22 protein-coding genes are annotated in these 20,323 nt (G+C 68.1%); 1 reads left to right on the forward strand and 21 read right to left on the reverse strand.

All coding sequences use genetic code 11. The features are described from left to right. Positions 1-204 precede the first annotated feature (204 nt). Positions 205-864, forward strand: a complete 660-nt coding sequence (locus KOR34_RS22575) for a zinc ribbon domain-containing protein (RefSeq protein ID WP_146568389.1) — start codon at positions 205-207, stop codon at positions 862-864. A gap of 342 nt (positions 865-1,206) precedes the next feature. Here KOR34_RS22575 and flhB read toward each other — a convergent pair whose 3' ends face one another. The 21 genes from flhB to flgC form a co-directional block, all read right to left on the reverse strand. After that, positions 1,207-2,292 carry a flagellar biosynthesis protein FlhB gene (gene flhB / locus KOR34_RS22580; RefSeq protein WP_146568390.1) on the reverse strand — a complete coding sequence of 362 codons (1,086 nt, stop codon included), beginning with the start codon at positions 2,290-2,292 and terminating at the stop codon, positions 1,207-1,209. An 82-nt stretch (positions 2,293-2,374) separates the two neighbouring features. Continuing rightward, positions 2,375-3,211 carry a flagellar biosynthetic protein FliR gene (locus tag KOR34_RS22585; protein ID WP_146568391.1) on the reverse strand — a complete coding sequence of 279 codons (837 nt, stop codon included), beginning with the start codon at positions 3,209-3,211 and terminating at the stop codon, positions 2,375-2,377. 27 nt (positions 3,212-3,238) lie between these two features. Continuing rightward, entirely contained in the window at positions 3,239-3,505 is a 267-nt protein-coding gene (fliQ, locus tag KOR34_RS22590) for a flagellar biosynthesis protein FliQ (RefSeq protein ID WP_146568392.1), read from the reverse strand. A 14-nt stretch (positions 3,506-3,519) separates the two neighbouring features. Next, a complete protein-coding gene (gene fliP, locus KOR34_RS22595) occupies positions 3,520-4,305 on the reverse strand; it encodes a flagellar type III secretion system pore protein FliP (RefSeq protein ID WP_228714750.1) in 786 nt (261 codons plus the stop codon). Between the two features lie 148 nt (positions 4,306-4,453). Next, the gene (locus tag KOR34_RS22600; protein WP_197531675.1) at positions 4,454-5,338 is read right to left on the reverse strand and encodes a flagellar biosynthetic protein FliO; all 885 of its coding nucleotides are present in this window, start codon (positions 5,336-5,338) and stop codon (positions 4,454-4,456) included. 111 nt (positions 5,339-5,449) lie between these two features. Then, complete coding sequence (gene fliN, locus KOR34_RS22605; protein WP_146568394.1) at positions 5,450-6,067, reverse strand: flagellar motor switch protein FliN; 618 nt, start codon at positions 6,065-6,067, stop codon at positions 5,450-5,452. Positions 6,068-6,110: 43 nt separating this feature from the next. Continuing rightward, a complete protein-coding gene (locus KOR34_RS22610) occupies positions 6,111-6,671 on the reverse strand; it encodes a flagellar basal body-associated FliL family protein (RefSeq protein WP_146568395.1) in 561 nt (186 codons plus the stop codon). 24 nt (positions 6,672-6,695) lie between these two features. Next, positions 6,696-7,403, reverse strand: a complete 708-nt coding sequence (locus KOR34_RS22615) for an OmpA/MotB family protein (RefSeq protein WP_146568396.1) — start codon at positions 7,401-7,403, stop codon at positions 6,696-6,698. 13 nt (positions 7,404-7,416) lie between these two features. Continuing rightward, positions 7,417-8,190, reverse strand: a complete 774-nt coding sequence (locus KOR34_RS22620; protein ID WP_146568397.1) for a motility protein A — start codon at positions 8,188-8,190, stop codon at positions 7,417-7,419. Positions 8,191-8,235: 45 nt separating this feature from the next. Further along, positions 8,236-8,445 carry a flagellar FlbD family protein gene (locus KOR34_RS22625; protein ID WP_146568398.1) on the reverse strand — a complete coding sequence of 70 codons (210 nt, stop codon included), beginning with the start codon at positions 8,443-8,445 and terminating at the stop codon, positions 8,236-8,238. Positions 8,446-8,605: 160 nt separating this feature from the next. Further along, positions 8,606-11,104, reverse strand: coding sequence for a flagellar hook-basal body complex protein (locus KOR34_RS22630; RefSeq protein WP_146568399.1), 2,499 nt, complete (start codon positions 11,102-11,104; stop codon positions 8,606-8,608). Between the two features lie 76 nt (positions 11,105-11,180). Then, entirely contained in the window at positions 11,181-11,936 is a 756-nt protein-coding gene (locus KOR34_RS22635; protein WP_146568400.1) for a flagellar hook assembly protein FlgD, read from the reverse strand. Positions 11,937-11,948: 12 nt separating this feature from the next. After that, positions 11,949-13,445: a flagellar hook-length control protein FliK gene (locus KOR34_RS22640; protein WP_146568401.1), complete on the reverse strand. Its 1,497-nt coding sequence runs from the start codon at positions 13,443-13,445 to the stop codon at positions 11,949-11,951. 16 nt (positions 13,446-13,461) lie between these two features. Beyond that, positions 13,462-14,139 (reverse strand): hypothetical protein, encoded by a 678-nt coding sequence (locus KOR34_RS22645; protein WP_146568402.1) that lies wholly within the window; start codon positions 14,137-14,139, stop codon positions 13,462-13,464. Next, on the reverse strand, positions 14,136-14,609 hold the full coding sequence (gene fliJ, locus KOR34_RS22650) for a flagellar export protein FliJ (RefSeq protein ID WP_146568403.1): 474 nt from the start codon (positions 14,607-14,609) through the stop codon (positions 14,136-14,138). The genes KOR34_RS22645 and fliJ overlap by 4 nt, the downstream gene beginning before the upstream one ends. 14 nt (positions 14,610-14,623) lie before the next feature. Next, positions 14,624-16,006, reverse strand: a complete 1,383-nt coding sequence (locus tag KOR34_RS22655) for a FliI/YscN family ATPase (protein ID WP_146568404.1) — start codon at positions 16,004-16,006, stop codon at positions 14,624-14,626. A gap of 38 nt (positions 16,007-16,044) precedes the next feature. Beyond that, positions 16,045-16,713, reverse strand: a complete 669-nt coding sequence (locus tag KOR34_RS22660; RefSeq protein WP_146568405.1) for a FliH/SctL family protein — start codon at positions 16,711-16,713, stop codon at positions 16,045-16,047. Next, a complete protein-coding gene (locus tag KOR34_RS27350; protein ID WP_146568406.1) occupies positions 16,713-17,801 on the reverse strand; it encodes a FliG C-terminal domain-containing protein in 1,089 nt (362 codons plus the stop codon). The genes KOR34_RS22660 and KOR34_RS27350 overlap by 1 nt, the downstream gene beginning before the upstream one ends. A 49-nt stretch (positions 17,802-17,850) precedes the next feature. Then, positions 17,851-19,506 (reverse strand): hypothetical protein, encoded by a 1,656-nt coding sequence (locus KOR34_RS22670; protein ID WP_146568407.1) that lies wholly within the window; start codon positions 19,504-19,506, stop codon positions 17,851-17,853. Positions 19,507-19,558: 52 nt separating this feature from the next. Beyond that, positions 19,559-19,858: a flagellar hook-basal body complex protein FliE gene (gene fliE / locus KOR34_RS22675; protein WP_146568408.1), complete on the reverse strand. Its 300-nt coding sequence runs from the start codon at positions 19,856-19,858 to the stop codon at positions 19,559-19,561. 32 nt (positions 19,859-19,890) lie between these two features. Then, positions 19,891-20,301 (reverse strand): flagellar basal body rod protein FlgC, encoded by a 411-nt coding sequence (gene flgC / locus KOR34_RS22680; RefSeq protein ID WP_146568409.1) that lies wholly within the window; start codon positions 20,299-20,301, stop codon positions 19,891-19,893. Positions 20,302-20,323 lie beyond the last annotated feature (22 nt).

The raw sequence follows: 20,323 nt of genomic DNA on the forward strand, positions 1-20,323 counted from the left end.
GGCAGCAGACGGGCGTGCGCCCCTGATTGATACACGCGGCTGGCGCCAGCAATCAATGGGCCGCCGTTGCTAGCGTGCCGGCGCTGGTCGTCGCGCGACCAGGCGTGTGGCCGTCGTTCGATTGCAGTCGGCCAGCCCCGCACGCCGATGCAAGGAGGACACGGCGGTGTGCGCCGGCCGGAACCGCCGCAGAGGAGCGTCAGCATGCAACGCGATTTCCTTTCGTCGCTCGACTCGGCCAACCAACCCCCCGCGGCGCGGTACTGCTCGCACTGCGGCGCGTCGGCGGAGAACAAGTTCTGCTCGAGCTGTGGTCAGCCCCTGGCCGCCAGTCCGGCGGCACCGGTCGGTGACTGGCGGCAGCTGATCTGCTTCGAGGAGGTCGTCCGCGCGCCCGAGGCCCGAGCCCGCATCCAGGCGGGCGCCGCCCGCAGCCGCAAGCGGCTCAGCGGCGAGGAGTTCCTGGCGATGGCGGGCTCGGTCATGTCGATCGGAGTGCCGTTGGACAAGCTCGCAGGCGTGGTTCAGCCGCTGTACGCCTCGTGGGGCGTCAAGACCGGCAAGGAGCAGCGCCAGCGGGTGCACGCGCCGCCCGGCGAGACACTGGTTAGAGTACTTTGCTCGCTGGCCGAACGGGGGCAGGAGCTGCAGCAGGTTCAGCAGGCCGACGACGCCTGCACGCTGGTCGCAACGTTCCCGTCGGACCTGCTTGCGCTGGAGGGCAGGTTGCTGGTGACTGTCGAACGGGCGGCGGAGGGCAGCCAGGTCCTGGCGGCCACCAAGATCGAGGGTCAGGCGTTCGACTGGGGCAAGAGCCGCCGCGGGCTCGAGCGGCTGTTTACCGACCTGCAGCGGGCCGCGTAACCGCGGTCCGGAGTTTTGTCCCGTTCTGGCGCATCGATTCTTAGGGACAAAAGTCGGCCCACGCGGCGCCGCTCCGATTCGTTTCGTGCTTGTATAGCAGGGTATTCAGTTCTCGTCGGTTCCGTGCTCGCCCGACTTTTGTCCCTCGGCAGGGCGGGATAGGGACAAAAGTCTCGGCTGCCCCCGCGCTTGCGCCCAGCTTTTCGGACGCGGCATGAACGCGCACCGCTTACGCAGCAACCCCTTCATTGGAACACACTGGGTGGCCGGTTTCGACAACAAACTGGGGGAGAAGCCGAGTCGATCGACCGGCAAGTCACCGACCCATGGCGGCCCGAGACCCTACGCCGCGCGCGGCGGCTTTGGCGGCTTCTTGCCCTTGAGCTGGTAGACGTAGGCCAGCACCTCGGCCACCGCCGCGTAGCTCTTGTCGGGCACGGGGTGGTTGATGCTGACCTCCTTGTAGAGCAGCTGCGCCAGCGGCTTCCGCTCGACGATCGGCACGTTGCTCTCCAACGCCAACCGACGGATCCGCTGGGCCACTACGCCGGCGCCCTTGGCCACCACGATCGGGGCGGCCATCTTCTCCGCGTCGTACCGCAGGGCGACCGCCAACTCCGTCGGGTTGGTCACCACGACGTCCGCCTTCGGTACCTCCTGCCCCATCCGGTTGAGCGCCAGCTGTCGCTGCACCTGCCGCCGGCGGGCGATGACCTGCGGGTCGCCCTGCAGGTTCTTCATCTCTTCTTTGACCTCTTGGTGGGTCATCTTCAGGTCCTGCTCGTGCTTCCACTTCTGGAACGCGAAATCCGCCAGCGCGAGCACCAGCAACGCCACGCCGACCCACAGCAGAGCCTGCACGGCGACCTCGCCGGTCAGCACCGCCAGACCGCCGATCGACAACGCGCCCGCATTAAGGATCTCTTCCGATCGCAGCACGACCACCACGGCGCTCACCGCCGACACCACGGCCACTTTGAACAGCCCGAAGCCCAGCCGCATGAATCCCTGTAGCGAAACAATCCGCTTGAGCCCCTGCAGCAGGCTCAGCCGGGACAGGTCCGGCGCCAGCCGGTTGGGCACGAACAGCAGCCCGGTCTGGAATGCGCTGGCCGCCACCGCCGACAGCATCAGCAGGCCGAAGATGGGCAGCAGCGCCAACCCGACCGCCCCGCCGATCTCCACAAGCTGGTGCATCATGCCCTCGGGCGTCGACCGCAGGTGCCCAACGTCCCCGAGCTGGCGGCGGAGCATCCGCGCGGCGGTGTCGGCCACCCGTGGGCCCAGGCCGGTGAGGATCAGCGCGGCGGCGACCAACAAAGCCGCCGAGCCAAGGTCCTGGCTGTACGCGACCTGCCCCTTCTCCCGCGCCTGCTGGCGCCGGTGCGGGGTTGCGTCGTACGTTTTGTCGCCGGACTGTTCGGCCATGCCTGGGGGCGGCGGTTAGGGGGCGAGACCCGATCGTCGCCGGGGCGTGCGCCCTCGATTCGTCCGGGCCTGTGACCGGGGGCTACCGCCCCGCGGCTGACGGGGGTTGGGTTGTGTCTGTATCGATAGGTTGCACGGTGTAGCTGAGGTTCACCAAGGCGTCTTCGAGCGGCTGCTGGAACGTCCACGCCACGCCGCCGATGGTGGCGAAGCAGAGCCCGAGGGTCAGCAGCGAGTTGACGCTGAAGCCGACCACGATCACGTTGATCTGCGGCAGCGTGCGGCTGATCAAACCCAGCACGATGGTCGCCAACAGGAGCGAGATCATCAGCGGTGCCGCGGCCCGCAGCGCGAGCTCAAAGCTCTGGCTCAGCAGCGAGATCATCATGTCGGCGTAGTCCTCGCCCAGCGAGGCCCGACCGGGCGGCGCCCAGGTGAAGGTGTCGAGCAGCGCCTGAACCGCCATCCGCAGCCCGCCGATCGCGATGAACACGGCGAACGTCACGTAGTAGAAGAGTTGGCCGAACACCGACACGCTGGTGTCCAGGCCGGGGTCGAACAACTCGCCGATCGCCATGCCGGACATCTGCGCGACGATCTGCCCGGCCATCTGCACGCCCGACAGGATCACCATCACGCCGAGCCCGAGCATCGCGCCCACGACCACCTCTAGCGCGATCATTTTGCCGAACAGCAGCAGGTTCATGCCGTCCGACAGGATCGAGTTGCTGCTGGTCAGCGGCGCGCCGTGCGACGGCAGCACGAGCAGCGACAGCGCGACCGCCAGCAACGCCCGCACACGAATCGGGGCCGCCTGGGCGCCGAACAGCGGCGCCGTGCCCAACAACGCCCCCACCCGGGCCAGGATCAGCGCGAAGGCCGCGGTCTGGTTCAGTAGGTAGGGTTCGAGCCAGGGCATGGGCGGTGGGCGGCGCGCCGGCCCGCGTTACAGTCGTTCGGGGATGGAGGAGATCAGCCCGCCGGAGTACTCCATCAGACGGGTCAGCAGCCAGGGCAGCGTCATCGCCAGCGCCACGGCCATCGCCAGCAGCTTCGGCACGAACGCGACCGTCTGCTCCTGGATCTGCGTCAGCGCCTGCAGCAGCCCGATGAGCAGGCCGACCACCATGCCGGCCAGCAGCACCGGCGCCGCGACGATCGTGGTGACCAGCAGCGCCTCGCGGCCAAGGTCGATGGCTTGTTGGGGGTCCATGGCGGGCTACGGGGTCAGACCATCGAGAACAGTGTGAAGCTCTGCAGCAGCATCTCGATCACCAGCCGCCAGCCGTCCAGCAGCACAAACAGCAGCAGCTTGAACGGCAGCGAGATCAGCACTGGCGGCAGCATCAGCATGCCCATCGAGATCGTGACGCTGGCGACGATGATGTCGAGGATCACGAACGGCAGGTAGATCTGGAACCCGATCAGGAAGGCGGTCTTGAGTTCGCTCAGCATGAAAGCGGGGAGCAGCGCGGTGATCGGCACCAGCGTCTCGCCCTCCTTCACATCGTAGTAGGCGTAGGCCCGCATCTCTCCGGTGTCCGGGTCGATGCCGCCGTCCGGCTGGTGGCTGAGGAACAGGTAGACGTCGTCGTGGTTGCCGGTGTGCGAGATCTGGTCCGCCATGAACACCCGCAACGGGTCGGTGGAACGCGTGAACGCTTCCTGCAGGTCGATCGTGCCCTCGCTGTAGGGCTTGATGCCCCGCTCGTAGCTCTCGGTCCAGACCGGCGTCATGATCAGGAGGGTGACGAACAACGCGATGGAGGTCAGCACCTGACTGGGCGGGAGCTGCTGTGTCCCCAGCGCCTGTCGCAGCAGCCCCAGCACGACGATGATCCGCACGAAGCTGGTGGTCATCAGCAGCACCGCGGGCGCGAGGCTCACCACGGTGAGCATCAGCATGATCTGCAGCGAAGAGCTCAGCCGTTCGCGGCTGGTCCACTCGGCCGGCCCGCCGATGCCTTGAACCGTCGACTCCGCCGCCGCGTCGAAGGTCCCCAGCGGTGAGATCGAGGTGGCGGTCGCGTCGGTGCTGGTCGTTGTCTGCGCGGCGGCCTCGGCCTGCGCGTACGCGGGCGCCCCCGAGAAGCCGACGAGCAACAGCAGCGCGAGAGCCGCTGCGGCGCCGCTTCGGCGGGCCCGCGGCGTGGATGGCTCGTTACCTTGCACCGCGGCCTCCGGGCGTTTTGGCGTAGGCGGCGGCGAGCTGCTGGCGGTCGATCAGCGGGGACTCGCCGCCGAGGAAGCCCGGCTCGGCCGGTTCGGTGGTCAGCTTCTCAAACACGTCTTGGAAGGCGGTGGTGGCGCTGTGCTCGCCGCCCTGTTCGCACAGGCCCAGCAGCCGGCTGACCTCAGCCGGGTCGGTGACCTCGGTGAGCGGCTTGGCCCCGTCCGGGGTGATATGCACCAGCACCAGCTTCGATCCGACCTTCAGCAGGTGCGCGGTCTGTTTCCCGCCCAGCGCGATGCGGCCGACGACGCTCGCCACCTCTCCCGGCAGCAGCCGCTGCGACTTTGGCGTGGCTCGCTTGAGCAGCGCCGCGGTGAGCAGGAACAGGCCGACCACCAGACCCAACGCGGCGGCCGACGTGACCGGGTCCAGCGGGAGGCTGTCCCAGCTGAAGCTCAGCAGCTGCGGCCGCTCGCCCGGTGCCCGCGGAGTGGCGGATTGTGAACGTGGCGCCAAACGCCGGGGGTCTTGAGGGACGCTGGTGGTGTGCGATTGGACGGCGGGCGGATCGACGATGGCGGACGCCGGTGCAGCCGCCTGCGCGACGAGTGGCGCTGGTAAGTCGGGCATTGGCGCCGGGGGCTCGGCTGGCTCGGTCGCTTGGATCGTTGGGGCGGTTTCCGCGGGGAGTTCCTCTTCCACCCCGACCACCGGTGGCGTCGGCTCCAGGAGGTGCGGCAGGCCTACTGGGCCGGCGGCCTTCTGCGGCGTGGCCCTGGGCGGCGACAGGTCCGGTCCTTGCGCCCAGCCGGCGGAAGCCAGCGCCAACGCGCCCAGCAGAGGGGCGGCCAGCAGTGGGCGGGCGGATTCCATGCGTGCACCTGCTCGGGGTGTCGATTCCGGACGGGAAGACGGTCGAGCAGGCTTATAGAAGACGCCGGGGGGGGCCGCCATAGCACTCGGCGGCCGCTAGCGTCACCGGTCCTAGGCGACGGCGCTGTCGCCCACCACCAGTTCGGTGACGCGCACGCAGAAGTTGTCGTTGAGCACCAGCACCTCGCCGCGGGCGATGAGGCGCCCGTTCACGAGCACGTCGACGGGGTCGCCGGCCAGCTTGTCCAGCGGCACCACGGCGCCGCTCTTGAGCCGCAGCACGTCCTCCAGGTGCATGTGGGTGCGGCCCAGCTCGATCTTCAGGTCGAGCTGCACGTCGCGCACCAGCTCGAGCGTGGCCGCCTCGGTCGAGGCGTGCGAGCCGCCCAGGTCGTCGAGGGCGAAGGGGCGCATCCCGGCGGGCAGCTCGGTAGAGGGGCTGTCGATCGACGCGATCGCCTCCTCCGCCTTGTTGAGCAGCAGCTCCACGTCCGACGCCATCGACGAAGCGCCGGACGACGCCGCAGCGGGCTGGCCGGGCGAGGGCGGCGGCGGCGAGGGCTCCGACGAGGGCGCCTGCGAGATCAGCCGCTCGATCTCGCTCTGGTCGAGCGGGACCTCCTCCTCCTTGGGCTTGTCGTCCTTGGGGGGGGGCGCGGGCGCGCCGCCGGCCTTGGCCTGTGCTAGCAGGGCCTCGATCTCGTCCTGATTGATCTGGTCGTCGGCCATCGGGATTCCTTTCCCTGGGGGCGTGCTAGCGTTTCGGCGCCGCCTACCGCTGCACGAAGTTGAACCGGGTCAAGAACACCTCGCGGACCATCGGCTTGCCCAGCGCGCGGTTGGTTCTCTCTAAAATGCGGCGTTTGATCAAGCCCAGCCCGCGGTCCGACAGCTCCGAGGGCTCGGCCGCCTGGATGGTCAGGTTGATCTGCTCACGCACGCGGTTCTTGTTGCTCTGGTAGAGCTCGTTGAATTCGTCCTGCTCGCTGGTCAGCACGGTGGCGACCACCTCCAGGTCGATGTTGACGGTCTTGTCCGCCTCCATATTGTAGCGGGTGATGCTGAACCCGCCGATCGACACCTCCACCACGTCACGCTCGGCGGGCGCGCCGCTGTCCTCGGAGTAGCTGGCCTCGTCCAGGTCGTCGAGCTCCTCACCGGTCTTGGCGAGGGCCAGGTCGTGGGCCAGCTTCTCGGTCGCCTCGGGCGAGGGGATGATGAACGACGCGGCCACGACCTGCACGATCACCAGGACGGACAGGATGGCGACCGCCTTGACAACGGCCATCAGGCCGCCGCGGGACGGGGCGTCGGTTTCGGTTGGATTGGCCATGGCGGGCCTCGCTCGTGTTGGGGTCTAAAGCGTCGGGTTGACCGCGATGGGCTCGTCCCACATCAGGACCTCCACCCTCGCGTTGCGTTTGCGGCTCTCTTCGTCCAGCCCGTTGTCCAGCGGCTCGGTGGCCGCGGCGGAGCTGACGCGGATGCGCTGCGGCTCGATGCCCTGCTGCAGCAAGTAGTTCATGGTCTGGTGGGCGCGGGAGTAGGCCAGGCCCCAGTGGTCGCCCTCGGTGGGCGGCTTCCGCGACGCGTGGCCGCGGATCTCCAGCCGCTGCGGCTTGCCCCGCACCTGGGCGGCGATCTGCCGGAGCTGCATCTTGGCCTCCTCGGAGAGCATGTCGGACAGCTCGTCGAAGAAGATAACGCCGCCGGATGTGGCGCTCTGGCCGGGGCGGATGGTCTGCACCTGGGGGCTCTCGCCCGAGACCGCCTTGACCGGGTTGCCGCCGCGCATGATGTCCAGCCGCTTGGCCCGGCCCATCGACGCCAGCGACGACATCGTGGAGTTGCGCGGCGTGTTCTCGCCCGGCAGCACGTTGGACACCGTGGCCTCGTGGCCGAACTGGCGCCGCATCGACTCCAGCATCGCCTGGAACTTCTTCTCTTCTTTGATCTCGCTCATCGACACCAGCATGATGAAGAACGTCAGGAGCAGCGACATCATGTCGCCGAACGTGACGACCCACTCGGGGATGCCGGGCGCTGGTTCTTCTTCGATGGCCATGGTGCGGGTGGGGCTAGGCGGCTTCGTCGTCGGCGACCCGCAACTTGGGCGGGACGAACGTGTTGAGCTTCTGCTCGATGATGCGGGGGTTCTCTCCGGACTGGATCGCCATGATCCCCCGGAGGATGATTTCCATAGTCAGGAGCTCCTGCTTGTTGGTGAAGCCGAGTTTCTCCGCGAACGGCAGGAACACCACGTTGGATGCGATGGCGCCGTACAGCGTGGTCAGCAGCGCGACCGCCATGCCGGCGCCGATCTTCGAGGGGTCGCTCATGTCGCCCAGCATGATGATCAGGCCCATCAGCGTGCCGATCATGCCGAACGCCGGCGCGAACCGGCCCATGCAGTCCAGCAGGCCCTTGCCGTCCCGGTGGCGGGTGGCCACCGCGTCGATCTCCGTCCGCATGATGTCCTCCATCACCTCCGGGCGGGCGCCGTCGACGGCCATCTGGATGCCCAGGATGATGAACGGGTGGTCGATCTCCTCCACCCGGCCCTCCAGCGCGAGCAGCCCGTCGCGGCGGGCGGTCTCGGCCAGGCTGACCAGCTGAGAGATCACCTCCGGGGTGGAGTGCAGCTTGTACAGCAGCACCTTGGAGGTCACGCCGAAGACCGACAGAAAGTTCTTCAGCGGGTACGAGATCAGCGTGGCAGCGATCGCACCCCCGATCACCACCATGATCGAGGCGGGGTCGATAAACGCGCCGAAGCTGCCGCCACCAAGCACGATGGAGACCAGGATCAGCGCGATCGCGATCACGACGCCGGCGGCTGTTGCGATGTCCATGTAAGCGGAAACAGGGCTAGTCGGTTAACGGTTTCGCTCTTGCGGTCACGGCTGGGCGGCGCGGCCGGGCGGGATCAGTAGTTTGCTCTGCTGGTACTCGACGGCCGCCCGCAGCACCTCGTCGGGCGACTCGCCAACCACAATGTGGTCGCCGGTCGTGAGGGTCAGGATGGTGTCGGGGCACTTCTCGACGTACTTGATCAGCTCCGCGTTCAGGATGAACGGCTCGCCGTTCAGCCGCGTCAGCTTGATCATCGTTACATCCCTTTCATCCGGACCCCGCGCGACGGGCGCAGCCGTAACGCACGGCCCGGGCCCGGCGGGGTCCAGGCAACCGTAGCTCACGGCGCCGGGGCCCTGGGCCAATTACCGCGATTCTTGCCGCCGCCCAGCCGCCCCAAAGCCGCGTCTAACGCTACCTCCGCAGGGCCATCAGTTCGTCCAGCAGCTCCTGGGCGGCCGAGATAACCCGCGACCCACCGCGGTACTGCGTGGAGGCCAGGATCAGCTCGATCAGGTTCTGACCGATGTCGGTGTTGGACAGCTCCACGGCGCCGGAGGTCAGGTACCCGATGCCGTTTTCGCCCGGCCCGCCGTACTCGGGCGAACCAGAGTTGACGCCGACGTTGTACAGGCTGTCGCCCACCTGCTGCAGGCCGGAGGGGTTCACGAAACGTGCCATCTCCATCTGGCCGAGGTCGCGCTGCACGCCGTTGGAGAACTGCCCCTGGATGCGTCCGCTCTCGGTCACGATAAAGTCGGTGAGCACGCCAGGTGCGAAGCCGTCCTGGTTGGTCATGTTGAGCGAGCTGACCAGCTCGTTCTGGGCGTTGACCTCAACCAGCGAGTTCACGCCGCTGAAGTCCAGTTCGATGTCCACCGGCGAAAGCGAGGCGGTAATCTCACGCGGGATGCTGATCCGCGGCGTGTTGCCGGGCAGCAGCTCGCCGTTGCTGTCGAACACCAGGATGCCGTTGCCGACCTCGATCGGCTGCCGCCCGTTGGGGTCGGACGAGGCCTCGGCGGCGCCGCTGGTGGCGAACCAGCGGTACGTGGTGGTGTTGCCGGTGGTCTCCTCCAGCACGGTGGTGAGTTTGACCGGCAGCGGGGCGCCGAGGCTGTCGTAGACGATAAACTCGGTCGTCGTGCCGGGGCCGTTGGCCTGCTGCGACTGCGCGAACGACACGTCCACGTTTCGAGTCTCGTTGCTCCCATCGGGCGTGAGGCGGAAGGCGGTCAGCGGGATCTCCACCGCGTTCTCCTCGCCCATGTTGCTGATGATCTGGATCGACCCGTTGGAGATCGTGATGGACGGGGCGCCGTCGGGCAGGTCGTTGGTGGGGATGTCGCTCTCCGCCTGCAGGCCGAGCGAGTCGTACACAAAGTCGAGCCAGTCCTGCACGGTGGTGTCGGCCGTGATCTGCAGGCTCTTGGTGGCGAGGTCCGCGCCGCCGATCTCGCCGGTGAATTCCAGCGTACCCGGTTCAAAGATGCTCGACGTATAGTTCGTGCCCTCGCGGATCTGCAGGTTGGAGAGCAGCGTGCCGGAGTTGGCCAACGCCGAGCCGGCGCCGTTGAAGTCGAGCGCCGCCGCCGCCGCGAGCGTGCTGCTGGGCGTGTTGTCGGCGAAGGTCGTGGGCCCGGAGTTCCAGGGCTCGGTGAGCGACCCGACCAACCGGAAGTTGGACGACTGCCCGCTCAGGTTGCGGTAGATCCGCACCTGGTCGAAGTCGACGCCGTCGGACGTCGCGTCGGGGTCGCTGATGGCGCTCAGGTCGAGCCGGATGGTGTTGTCGTCGTCGGTGACGTTGATCGGGCCGATGCTGGTGGACGGACGGCTCTCGGCGCCGGTCACGCTGTTGAAGTAGGTGACGTAGTACGTGTACGTGCCGTCGTCGATGGCGCCGTTGTCTAGCGCGCTGTTGGTCTGCAGGGTGGCGTCGTCCACCGTGTCGGTCACCGGCGAGGCGGCGCCGGCCGCGACCGGTGCGCCGATCGCGTAGTAGTTGCCGTCGCTTGCCTCACGGTAGTACTCGACCTGCGTCCAGACCCCGCTGGCGGGAGTGGGGGCGTCGGACAGGTCCAGCTGGTTGCTGTCAGCGTCGCCGGTGTCCGCTACGTTTGTCGCGGTAAGGGTGAACGTGTTCGACGGGGCGCTGCGGTTGCCGTCCGCGTCGACGTACACCGCCCGGTAGTTGTAAGTCCCGTCGGGCAGGCCGGCGGAGGCCGCCACGCCGGTGAACCCGGTCGTCACGCCGGAGATCTCGGGCGCGTCCTCGGAGACCGTGGCGACCGCCTCCTGCGGGTAGTCCACGTCCGCGCGTCCGATCACCTCGGACTCGACGATCGCCGGCACCGAGCCGACTTCAGAGGCCGGGTTGAGCACGCCGGCGAAGACGGCGTTGTTGGTCTCCTGCGCAACGCGCTGGGCGCCGAGCGGGATGGTCAGCGGCACGCGGCGGTCGAACTGGATCTCGTACTCGTCGTTCGCCAGGTAGCCCAGCACCTTGTTGCCGGTCGAGGTGACCACCTCGTTGTTGGCGTTCAGCTTGAGCTGGCCGTTGCGGGTGTAGAGCTCCCGGCCGGTGGCGTCCTGCACGATCAGGAACCCGTCGCCCTGGATCGCCACGTCGAGCGGGTTGGAGCTGATCTCGATGGTGCCCTGCGTAAAGTCCGGCGAGATCTCGGCGACCTTCACGCCCAGGCCGATCTGGCGTGGGTTGGTGCCGCCGCGCGACTCGGTCGGCGCCGAGCCGATCGACTGCGTCTGCAGGAACTGGGTGGCGAACACGACGTTGGACTCCTTGAAGCCAACCGTGTTGCTGTTCGCCACGTTGTTGCCCACGACGTCGATCGTGGTCTCGGCGGCCTGCAGGCCGGTCAGAGCGGTGGTTAGTGCGGATTGAAGACCCATGACTCACTCCCTTGCTTGGTGGTACTGTTTGGCGGCGCCGCGGGGTCCCCTCCCACGGCGGTAGGTAGGCCGGTCGCTAGTCCGGCGGGTTGATCTCCGAGATGTTCTTGAGCGAGACGCTCGCCTTGCGGGCGAAGTTTACGAGAATGGGCGACTCGGTCAGCGCAGAGCCGCTGCGGTTGGCGTCGCTGACGGTGTCCAGCATGTTGGCGGCCGTGCCGCGCAGCGAGCCGATCAGCCGGGACTCGCCCGAGCCGGACTTGTCGGTCCGGTAGATCCGTTTGTCGCCGGTGGTCTCCGGCAGGTTGTTGATCTGGATCGACCCCTTGAAATCGGAGAAGTTGGCAGTGTTGGCCGTCACCTGCACGCCGTACGTTGCGCCGTTGGGGCCGTCCCACACGACGTCGTAGACGTACGAGCCAGAGGCCATGTCGCCCTCGGTCGCGGAGGCCTTGGTCTCGGTGTCGACAGCCAGGTCGAGCGTCGGCTGCCCGTCGGCGATGGTCACGCGACGGACGTTGCCCGTGACCCGCTGCCCGTCGTCGGTCAGGGCCACGACATCGGCCCCGATCAGGTTCGTAGCGCTCGACACGTTCTGCCCCAGCAGCACGGCGTCGAGCGTCTGGGTGAGCTTGTCGGTGGCGCCCACCTCGCGGATCTGGCTGATCTGGGCGAGCAGCTCGTCGTTCTCCAGCGGGTTCAGCGGGTCCTGGTTCTGCAGCTCGGTGATCATAAGCTGCAGGAAGACGTTCAGGTCGATGTCGTTGAACGCGTCCTTGCCGGTCGACGAGGTCGCCGACCCCGCCCCGAGCGCGCTGCTGATTTGTGACATGGGGTCGCCTCCTTAGGCAACGAGGTTGATCTGGTCGGGGCCCGCTGGCGCGCCGCCGGACGGCGCGGAGTCGCCGGGGGTTTCGGCCGCCGGCGCCGATTCGGCGCCGGGCAGCGCGTTGGCGCGCTGCGCCCGCTGCTCGTCGCGGCGTTTCTCGTTCTCGGTCCAGTCCTGCTGGCCGGCGCCGTCCCGCTGGACGTCAACGTCGAACTTCTCGATCCGGATGTCCATCTCCGCCAGCCGTTCCCGCAACGCCGGCAGGTTGTCCAGCAGCACGCTGCGGGCCGACGCGGTCTCGGTCTCGACCGAGGCGTGCATCGCGCCCTCCGCGCTCACCGACAGCTTGATCTGCACCGCGCCAAGCTCGGGCGGGCTGAGCCGCACCCGGACCTCGCCGCCGCGTTGATTGGCCGCTTCGAACGCCCGGCTAACCCGTCCGACGAATCGGGCCGGGTCGACCTGGGGCTGCGTCTCGCCGGGGGAGGGCTCGCTCGGCTTGGCGATCCCGAGCCGCGCCGATGAGAGCCGCTCCAGTGAACTGGGGCTCGTCGACGTGGCGCTGCTGCTCTCGGGCTTCGCTTCGGCGGTCGGAGCTGCGTCGGGGGCGATCTCGGGTTCTGGCGCCTCGGCCTCGGTGGGGGCGTCCGGCGTCTCGGCGTTCTCCTGGGCGGCGTTGGTCACGCGGTCGGCGTTCGACGCGGCGGGCCCTCGACGCTGATCTCCGTCGCGCGGCGAGTTGTCGTCCTCGGGAGGCGCGCTAGCGGGCGGGTCGGTCGTCGTCTCGCTGGAATTGCTTTCGGCGACCGGTTCGTTGGTCTGCTGTTGGTTCGATGTGGCGGTCAGCGCCGGCTGCGTGGCGCTGTCGTCGTCGGTCAGGGAGTCCTCACCGCCTTCGTCTGCAATCTGAGTCGCCGGCTCAGGCGAGGATTCACCTTCGGCCGCTTCCTGGCCATCGTCGGTCTCCCGATCTTCAGACCCTACTGCTGATGGCTGAGCGGTTTGGGCTTGGGCGGCAGCAACGCCCTCGTTCTTGGGAGTTGGCGCTTGCGGGTCGGTCTCGACTGGCTGCGTGGCGGCATTCGCCTCCGGCTCGGCGGTCGGCAGTTGCTCGTCGGTCTCGCCCTGCGGCGGGCTGTCGGAATCGCCAGCATCCGCCGTCTCGGTATCGCTTTCTGTCTCGGTTGGAATCTCCACGACTACCTGGTCCGACACTGCAGGCGGCTGAGGGGCGGCGTCGGCGCTAGCCTCCGTTTGTGGCTCGTCGCTAGACGCGTCGTCCTGGTTGGCGTCGGCGTCGCGGCCCTCGACGTCGGCGGCAGCTTCCGGCTGCCCGGCTGGTTCGGCCGAGGCCGCCTCGGGCCGTTCGTCCGATTTGGGCGCCGCCGCGTCCGGGCGGCGCTGGCCGGCCTCCGACAGCCGCTCGGCAAACGCGTCGCGGTCCTTCCGCGCGCCCGACGGCGCGGGCGGGGGGATCAGAGGCTGACCGGGATCGATCGAGATCTGTGTCATGGCTTGGCGCCGAGGGCTACTTGGACTTGAGCTTGTTGAGTTCTTCCAACGCGTCCTGGAAGACCTCCTGTTGGGGGCCGCCGTTGAGCATCGACTGGATGATGGCGTGCAGCTCTTCCTGCTCACCCTCTTCAGTGAACCGCTGCAGGATCTTCTTCAGCTTGCCGGTGTTCATCGATCCAGTCAGCTTGATGACGTTGTTGACCCCGTCCTCCTCGGCGAGGATGCGTTTGAGCTCCTCCTTCGCCTGGTCGGGCTTCATCAGCTCCAGGTTCTGCACCACCTTCAGCACACTCTGCTTGTTGGACAGCTCGCCCTCTTCCTCCAGCTGCTGCTCGAGTTTCGAGGCGATCTCGTCGAAGCGGGCTTTCTCTGTGATGAGCGCGTTGAGCGAGGCGTCGAAGTTCAGCTTGTTGCGTTTGAGCGCCTCGAGCTTGACCTCGTGGTTGCGTGCTAGGATCTGACGGCGCCACTCGACCTCTTCGGGAGAGGGCTCCTCCGAGGGGATCTCCTCGGTGGCCACCTCGGTCTCCTCGGCGATCCGGTCGATGTCGACGTCGTGCAGCAGGGCGACCACGCGGAACAGCTTCTCGTCGTCTACGCGGTTCGAGCTGTAGAGGTACGCCAGCCCCAGCGTGGCCGAGACCACCGTGGCGGTGCAGACGTAGCCGACTAGCGTCATCAACATTCTCATCTTGCATCACCTCCCGCGCCGCCCGCACTGCGGCCGGCGAGTGTCTGCAGCGCGACCTCGTCCATCAGCTTCGCGTCGGCACGCTGCTCACCGAGCCGGTGGGCGGTGCGTTGCCGCTCCTCGAGTTTGTCGAGCGTGCGCACCTCGCGGTCGGCGTCGGCCACCAGGTTGCGGCGGCGGTCGACCTCCTTCTCGACGAGCTTCAGCTTCTCGGCCAGGTCCTTCGACTGCGACTCCAGGATCAGCTCGTACCGCTGGTGCTCGACGATGCGGTTGACGCTCAAATTCTGCTCCCGCGCCAGCTGCTGCTGCCGCGACCGCACCCCCGCGAGCTCGGCCAGCACCTTTCGCCGCTGCTCGGTGATGACCTCCGCCGCGCGGTACGCGTCGGCGAGCTGACCGCGCAGCTCGTCACGCCGCGCCTCGCGGAGGCGCCGCACCGGTTCGAGTCGGAAGCGATAATTGGCCATGGTTGGCGGCTAGGTCAGGTGGGTTGGGGAGGCGTCATTGCGCTGGCAGCGGGCGACACGATGGGCGCGATCGGCGCCGCGGGCGGTCCGAGCGCGTTGGCCGCCTTGGCGCCCAGAGTGTTGAGCGCCTGGATCGTGGTTTCGAGCGTGCACTCCTCGCTGCGGGTCTGTCGCAGGAAGCCGTTGATCTCCTCGCGGAGCGCGAGCGCGGCGTCGACGGTCCGGTTGCTCCCCTTGCGGTAGGCGCCGATGGTGATCAGGTCCTCGTTCTCGCGGTAGGCGGCAAGCAGGCGTCGGACCAGCAGGGCGGACTCCTGTTCGCGGGCGCCGGCGACCTCGCTCATCAACCGGCTGATGCTCTGCAGCAGGTCGATGGCCGGGTAGTGTCCCTCGCCGGCCAGTTTGCGCGACAGCCAGACGTGGCCGTCCAGCAGTCCCCGCATGGTGTCGGCGATCGGCTCGTTCTCGTCATCGCCCTCGACCAGCACCGAGTAGAACGCGGTGATGCTGCCCGCGCTGGATCGGCCGGCACGCTCGACCAGCCGCGGCAGCAGGCTGAAGGTGGAGGGGGGGTAGCCGCGGCTGGTGGGTGGCTCGCCGGCCGCAAGGCCGATCTCGCGGTTGGCCATCGCGGTGCGCGTGACCGAGTCGACCAGCAGCAGCACGTCCTGGCCGCGGTCGCGGAACCACTCGGCGATCGAGGTCGCCGCCGACGCGGCCTGCAGCCGCATCAGCGCCGGCTCGTTGCTGGTGGCGACCACCACCACGCTCCGCTTGAGCCCCTCGGGCCCGAGGTCCCGTTCAATGAAGTCGTTGACCTCGCGGCCACGCTCGCCGACCAGGCAGATCACGTTGACGTCGGCCGACGTGTTGCGCGCCATCATGCCCAGGAGCACGCTCTTGCCAACGCCGGACCCGGCGAAGATGCCCAGCCGCTGGCCGCGGCCGCAGGTCAGCATACCGTCGATCGAACGGACGCCCGTGGAAAGCGGCTGCTGGATCCGGGGCCGGTCGACTGGTCCCGGCGCGTCGCGCTCCAGCGGGGCCCGGTCGGTGAGGTACGGGTGAGGCTTGCCGTCGATGCACCGCGCGTGGGCGTTCACAACGCGGCCGAGGAGACCGGTGCCAACGCGGATGCGGCGGGCGGCCTGCTTGAGCCTGACGCGGCATCCGCGGCGCACGCCGGCGATGCTGCGCAGCGGGTACAGCACGGCGCCCGCGTCGGAGAACCCGACGACCTCGGCCTCGATCGCTTCGCCCGACGGCGCGTAGATCTCCGCCAGCGCTCCGATGGGCGCGGGGAAGTCGGCCGCCGTCGCGGTGAGGCCCACCACCTCCACGACGCTGCCGTTCAGCGCAGCGGGGGTGGCGTTCTGTAGTAGGTAGTCAAAGTCCATGGGGACGGTCCATCGTCCTGCCGGTTGTTCGCCTGTGTTTAGCTGAGTTCTTCTGCGATGCGTTCGAGCTGGGATTCGAGCTGCATATCGATCGACCCGTAGCGGGTCTCGACCAGGCACCCACCGGGCCGCACCGCGTCGTCGCCGAGGATCCGGGTCTGTGCCAGACGGCCCAGGTCGCGGGCGACGTCTTCCGCCTTGGGGGCCAGGTGGGCGTGGTCGGCGGGGTTCAGCCGCACCGTGATCTCGCCGCCCGACGCGGCCATTGTCAACGCCTCGCGGACCCACTCGGCCGAGATCTCAGGCCGCTCCGTAAGCTCGCGGCGGATGAGCCGCTCGGCGATCTTCACCGCTAGCGCCAACGACGCCTGCTGCCAGTGGTCCAGCCACTGGCTCCGCGAAGCGTCGAGCTGCTCGACGATCCCGGCCAGCGCGGGGCGGAGGGTGTCGATCTGCTTGCCGACCATCTCCGCCAGCACCTGTTCGATAGCCTGCTCGGCGGCTTCGCGGCCGGCCTTCTCCGCGTTCCGACGCACCTGTTGAGCGTCGGCGTGCGCCTGCTGCACAATCTTGGCGGCCTCGTCGCGGACCTGCTGGACGTACTCGTCCGCGCGGTGCGACATGTCTTGGAAGTCGAACGCCACGCCTCGGACGGATGGCGCGTTCGATGGCGGTGCGTCTACGCCGCCGCGGATAATGCTTGCCATCAGGCGGCCCTCCTCGGCTGGGCGACCCGTTCCGCGGCGGCCTCGCCGACCGCACGCTGCGCGTGGGCGACATCGCTCAGCCGCACCGGCCCAAGCCGATTGATGCTCTGCTCCAACGCCCGCATCTGCTTCGTCGTCGTGATCTCGCGTAGCCGCGCCAAGAGCTGATCGCTGGCGCCGAACAACGCCACCAGCAGCGTGCCGCGGTCGACGCGGGCGAACACCGCCGCCAGCTCGGCGCCGCTGAGCTTCTCTACCTCAGTAAAGGGCAGGGCGGGGCGGGGCGCCGGCTTGGGTGGCGGCGTGGGCCGTCGCGGCAGCTCGATGGTTGCAGGCGTTGGCCGCTCGGCGGGCTTTGGCGCCGGGGGCTCGGCGGGCTTTAGTTCGGGCCAGCGGGCGGCGAGCTGATCGGCGAGCCGGCCGCGTGCCGCCGCCGGCGACGCATCGAGGATCGCCTGCAGCGTGGCCCGGCGGTCGTCTCTCCGTCGGCGGTCCTGCGTGTGCTGCGCGATCCAGGACTCCAGCTCGGCGGCGATCACATCGAGGCTGTCGGGGTCGATGTCGCCCATCTCCGAAAGCCGGTTGACCGCGCGGTCCTGCAGATCCTCCGGCAGGCGGCTGAGCACGTCCGCCGCGCGGCCGGGCGGCAGGCAAGAGAGCACCACGGCGATGGTGGAGGGCTGCTCGAGCTTCAGGTAGGCGAGCAACGCTTCAGGGTCCGCCTGGCTCAGTGCGCCCAGTCGCGGCGCGGGCGCCGTGACGCTGGCCATGATTTCGGTGGGAGCCGACGCGGCCGCTGGCGGCTCGTAGCCGCCGCTGAACAGCACATCGACGCCGGCTTCGGAATCTGGCGGCTCCGCTGTCTGTGGGGGTGCATCAGAGAAACGCTGGCCGCGGAGCTCGGCCGCGATCTGCAGCCGCTCCTCATCGCTGACGGCGTCGAGCTCGCGCACCGCCTGGCGGACCGCCTTCGCCTCGGCGGGCGAGAGCCTTGCCAGCAACGCCGCGACAGATTCCGCGTCGAGGCTGCGGACCAGGACCGCGGCTTTGCGGATCGTGGATTCGGATTGAAGGGTCGCGGTCGCCATGGTTGTTCGCGTGCTTGTGCGGTTCTCTGCGGTGGCTCACGGGCGTGGGCTAGCTCGCGTTGCTGATCCAGTTGCTGAGGATGGCGGCTGCGGCGTCTGGGTCCTCGCGGACCATTTCTGCCAGGTCATCCTTGACGGGGTCCGGCTTCTTTAGGCGGAGCTTGGGACGCGAGTCGTCGTCCGCGGCTGGCTCCATTCCTCCGCCTGCTTTCTCCGAATCCGGCTTGAGCTGCAGAGCGGCGGCGCCGGCGGGTCCGGCCTTCGACCCGCCCCGGACCATCGACCGCAGCATCACCAGACTGAACGCGGCCAGCCCCAGCATGGCGAGCGAGTTGCCATACTCGCCGAGCCAGAACAGGCCCTGGCTGGCCATTGATGGCTTCTCGATCTCGCGCTGCGGCAGGGTGTCGTAGACCACTACCTTTACCTGCGAGAACTCGTCCTTGCCGGCGGCCAGCTCGGTCATGAGCGGCTCGACCGAGGTCTTGATATCGTCGATAATCTGTTTCTGGAGCAGGTTCACCTGCTCGCGGTCGACCAGCTCGGGCTCCTTGCCCTCCTCGGCCAGCTTGTTCTTCTTCCAGATCCCGATGATGAACTCGCGGGGGATCTCGATGCTCGCCCACATCGACTTGGGGACCAGACCGGCGCTGACGGTCGCGACGCGGCGGTCGTACGTGTGGGAGGTAGTCTCGGTCTTGGTGACGCTTGTCTCGGAGGAGTTGTTGCGAGCCGGCGCCTGCTCTCGGGTGCCGCGGCTGGGGCCTTGAGCGAACCCGCCCGGGGGGGCGCCGCCATCGGTGTTGGCCTGCTTGCTCGTCTCGGACACCTCCGACTCGTGGATCGTCGCGGGCGGTCCTTCGGGGCTGGTGGCGAGGGACTCCTCGGACAGCTTCTCGTCCAGTTCCACCTTAATCTGCACCCGGGCGCCGGGGATGTAGCCCAGCAGCCGCTCGACCTGACGCTTCTTGGCCAGCTCCAGCCGCGCCTGCTCGCGGAGGTACGGGGTGCTGAAGTCGTCGGGCGAGATATCGGTGTTGCTTGCGACGTCGTCGCCATTGAGGTTGTTGACCACAACGTCCTCGGGCTTCATGCTGGCGAACGCGCCGGCCACCATGTTTTGAAGGCTCCGCGCACGGCGGCTGTCGATGTACTCGCCGGCCTTCGGCTGCACGTTGACCGTGGCGGTGGCGATTGTCTTGTGCCGCAGGCCGCGGATGTCCTTCTCGTCGTACATCACGGTGGCGTCTTCGATCCATGCAATCTTGCTGATCGTCATGGAGAGGGTGCGGGCGTGGGCCGCCTTGACCTGGTGCTGCTGTTGAACGCTGGAGCTGAAGGGGCTGAGGTTCTCCACCGCCTTCTCGAGCACGCTGCTGACGTCCTTCGGCTGGGCGTCCGCGGCGCCGATCGCGGCCAGATACTCGTGCTTCTTCGACCTCGGCACCTTGACCATGTTCCCGACGATGTCGTAGTCGGAGAGGCCCGCGTCGGACAACGCGGTGGCGATGTCGATCAGTTCCTGCCGGGTGAGCGGCTCGCCGCCGTACAGGTACTCGTCCGGGCCTGAGGTCGACTGCTTGAACAAGAACCCGATGCTGACCACCACTACCGCCAGCAGCGCGCCGGTGGTGAGCCGGGCGCCGGGGGTCATGCTCGCGAACAGGTCGCGGAGCTGGTCGATGTACTTGTTCAGGAAGTCCATGGGCGGCTGCTAGGGTAGGTTCGGTCGACAGCGAGGGGGGCGGCGTGGTCGGCTAGATCCGGATGTCTTTGATCTCTTGGTAGACCTCCATCGCCTTGTTCCGCATCTGCATCGTGAGGCGGAACGCCAGGTCGGCCTTCTGGACGGCCGTCAGCACCTCGGCCGGGTTGATGTCCCCGCCGGTGAACAGGGTCTCGACCGCCTGGTCGGCCTGCGTCTGCATCGAGTTGACCTGCTGGATCGAGTCGACCAGCATCCCCTTGAACGCGCCGCCGTCGGCCCCCTTGGGCGACTGCAACGCGGGGTGCGTGAGGTTGGTCGGCTGGAATCCGCCGGCGGTGATGGCGTTCATGGCTTGCTAGCCCTGGGGGGAGCCTGGGGAACCTAGGCGATGATCCGGAGCGTCTGGGCGCCCAGGTCCTTGGTGATTTCGATCACGCCGATGTTGGCCTCGTATGCACGGGTGGCCTCGAGGGCGTCGACGAACTCGGTGGTCATGTCCACGTTGGGGTACGCGACGTAGCCGTTGGGGCCCGCGTCGGGGTGGCCGGGCTGGTACTTCATGTTGGGCGGCTCGTCCGACAGGTCGACGCTCGCCACCCGCACGCCGGCGCCGCCGCCCGACGTGGTGAGCGACGTGTCGGTCTGGAATGTCACGTACCGCGGGCGGTAGGCCTCGGCCTCGCCGAACTCGTTCCGCGTGGTCGACATGTTGGCCAGGTTCGACGAGATGGCGTTGAGCCGCGTCCGCTGGGCGACCAGGCCGCTCGTGCTGACGTCGAAGGCGTTGAACATGGGACGTGCGTTGGGGTTGGGG

Origin of the sequence: Posidoniimonas corsicana, from assembly GCF_007859765.1 — a bacterium.
Taxonomy (GTDB): domain Bacteria; phylum Planctomycetota; class Planctomycetia; order Pirellulales; family Lacipirellulaceae; genus Posidoniimonas; species Posidoniimonas corsicana.

What these genes read in the sequence shown, in the direction of transcription:
- KOR34_RS22575 (WP_146568389.1), top strand. Translation starts at nt 205, where the DNA reads ATGCAACGCGATTTCCTTTCGTCGCTCGACTCGGCCAACCAACCCCCC.
- flhB (WP_146568390.1), bottom strand. Translation starts at nt 2,292, where the DNA reads ATGGCCGAACAGTCCGGCGACAAAACGTACGACGCAACCCCGCACCGG.
- KOR34_RS22585 (WP_146568391.1), bottom strand. Translation starts at nt 3,211, where the DNA reads ATGCCCTGGCTCGAACCCTACCTACTGAACCAGACCGCGGCCTTCGCG.
- fliQ (WP_146568392.1), bottom strand. Translation starts at nt 3,505, where the DNA reads ATGGACCCCCAACAAGCCATCGACCTTGGCCGCGAGGCGCTGCTGGTC.
- KOR34_RS22600 (WP_197531675.1), bottom strand. Translation starts at nt 5,338, where the DNA reads ATGGAATCCGCCCGCCCACTGCTGGCCGCCCCTCTGCTGGGCGCGTTG.
- fliN (WP_146568394.1), bottom strand. Translation starts at nt 6,067, where the DNA reads ATGGCCGACGACCAGATCAATCAGGACGAGATCGAGGCCCTGCTAGCA.
- KOR34_RS22610 (WP_146568395.1), bottom strand. Translation starts at nt 6,671, where the DNA reads ATGGCCAATCCAACCGAAACCGACGCCCCGTCCCGCGGCGGCCTGATG.
- KOR34_RS22615 (WP_146568396.1), bottom strand. Translation starts at nt 7,403, where the DNA reads ATGGCCATCGAAGAAGAACCAGCGCCCGGCATCCCCGAGTGGGTCGTC.
- KOR34_RS22620 (WP_146568397.1), bottom strand. Translation starts at nt 8,190, where the DNA reads ATGGACATCGCAACAGCCGCCGGCGTCGTGATCGCGATCGCGCTGATC.
- KOR34_RS22625 (WP_146568398.1), bottom strand. Translation starts at nt 8,445, where the DNA reads ATGATCAAGCTGACGCGGCTGAACGGCGAGCCGTTCATCCTGAACGCG.
- KOR34_RS22630 (WP_146568399.1), bottom strand. Translation starts at nt 11,104, where the DNA reads ATGGGTCTTCAATCCGCACTAACCACCGCTCTGACCGGCCTGCAGGCC.
- KOR34_RS22635 (WP_146568400.1), bottom strand. Translation starts at nt 11,936, where the DNA reads ATGTCACAAATCAGCAGCGCGCTCGGGGCGGGGTCGGCGACCTCGTCG.
- KOR34_RS22640 (WP_146568401.1), bottom strand. Translation starts at nt 13,445, where the DNA reads ATGACACAGATCTCGATCGATCCCGGTCAGCCTCTGATCCCCCCGCCC.
- KOR34_RS22645 (WP_146568402.1), bottom strand. Translation starts at nt 14,139, where the DNA reads ATGAGAATGTTGATGACGCTAGTCGGCTACGTCTGCACCGCCACGGTG.
- fliJ (WP_146568403.1), bottom strand. Translation starts at nt 14,609, where the DNA reads ATGGCCAATTATCGCTTCCGACTCGAACCGGTGCGGCGCCTCCGCGAG.
- KOR34_RS22655 (WP_146568404.1), bottom strand. Translation starts at nt 16,006, where the DNA reads ATGGACTTTGACTACCTACTACAGAACGCCACCCCCGCTGCGCTGAAC.
- KOR34_RS22660 (WP_146568405.1), bottom strand. Translation starts at nt 16,713, where the DNA reads ATGGCAAGCATTATCCGCGGCGGCGTAGACGCACCGCCATCGAACGCG.
- KOR34_RS27350 (WP_146568406.1), bottom strand. Translation starts at nt 17,801, where the DNA reads ATGGCGACCGCGACCCTTCAATCCGAATCCACGATCCGCAAAGCCGCG.
- KOR34_RS22670 (WP_146568407.1), bottom strand. Translation starts at nt 19,506, where the DNA reads ATGGACTTCCTGAACAAGTACATCGACCAGCTCCGCGACCTGTTCGCG.
- fliE (WP_146568408.1), bottom strand. Translation starts at nt 19,858, where the DNA reads ATGAACGCCATCACCGCCGGCGGATTCCAGCCGACCAACCTCACGCAC.
- flgC (WP_146568409.1), bottom strand. Translation starts at nt 20,301, where the DNA reads ATGTTCAACGCCTTCGACGTCAGCACGAGCGGCCTGGTCGCCCAGCGG.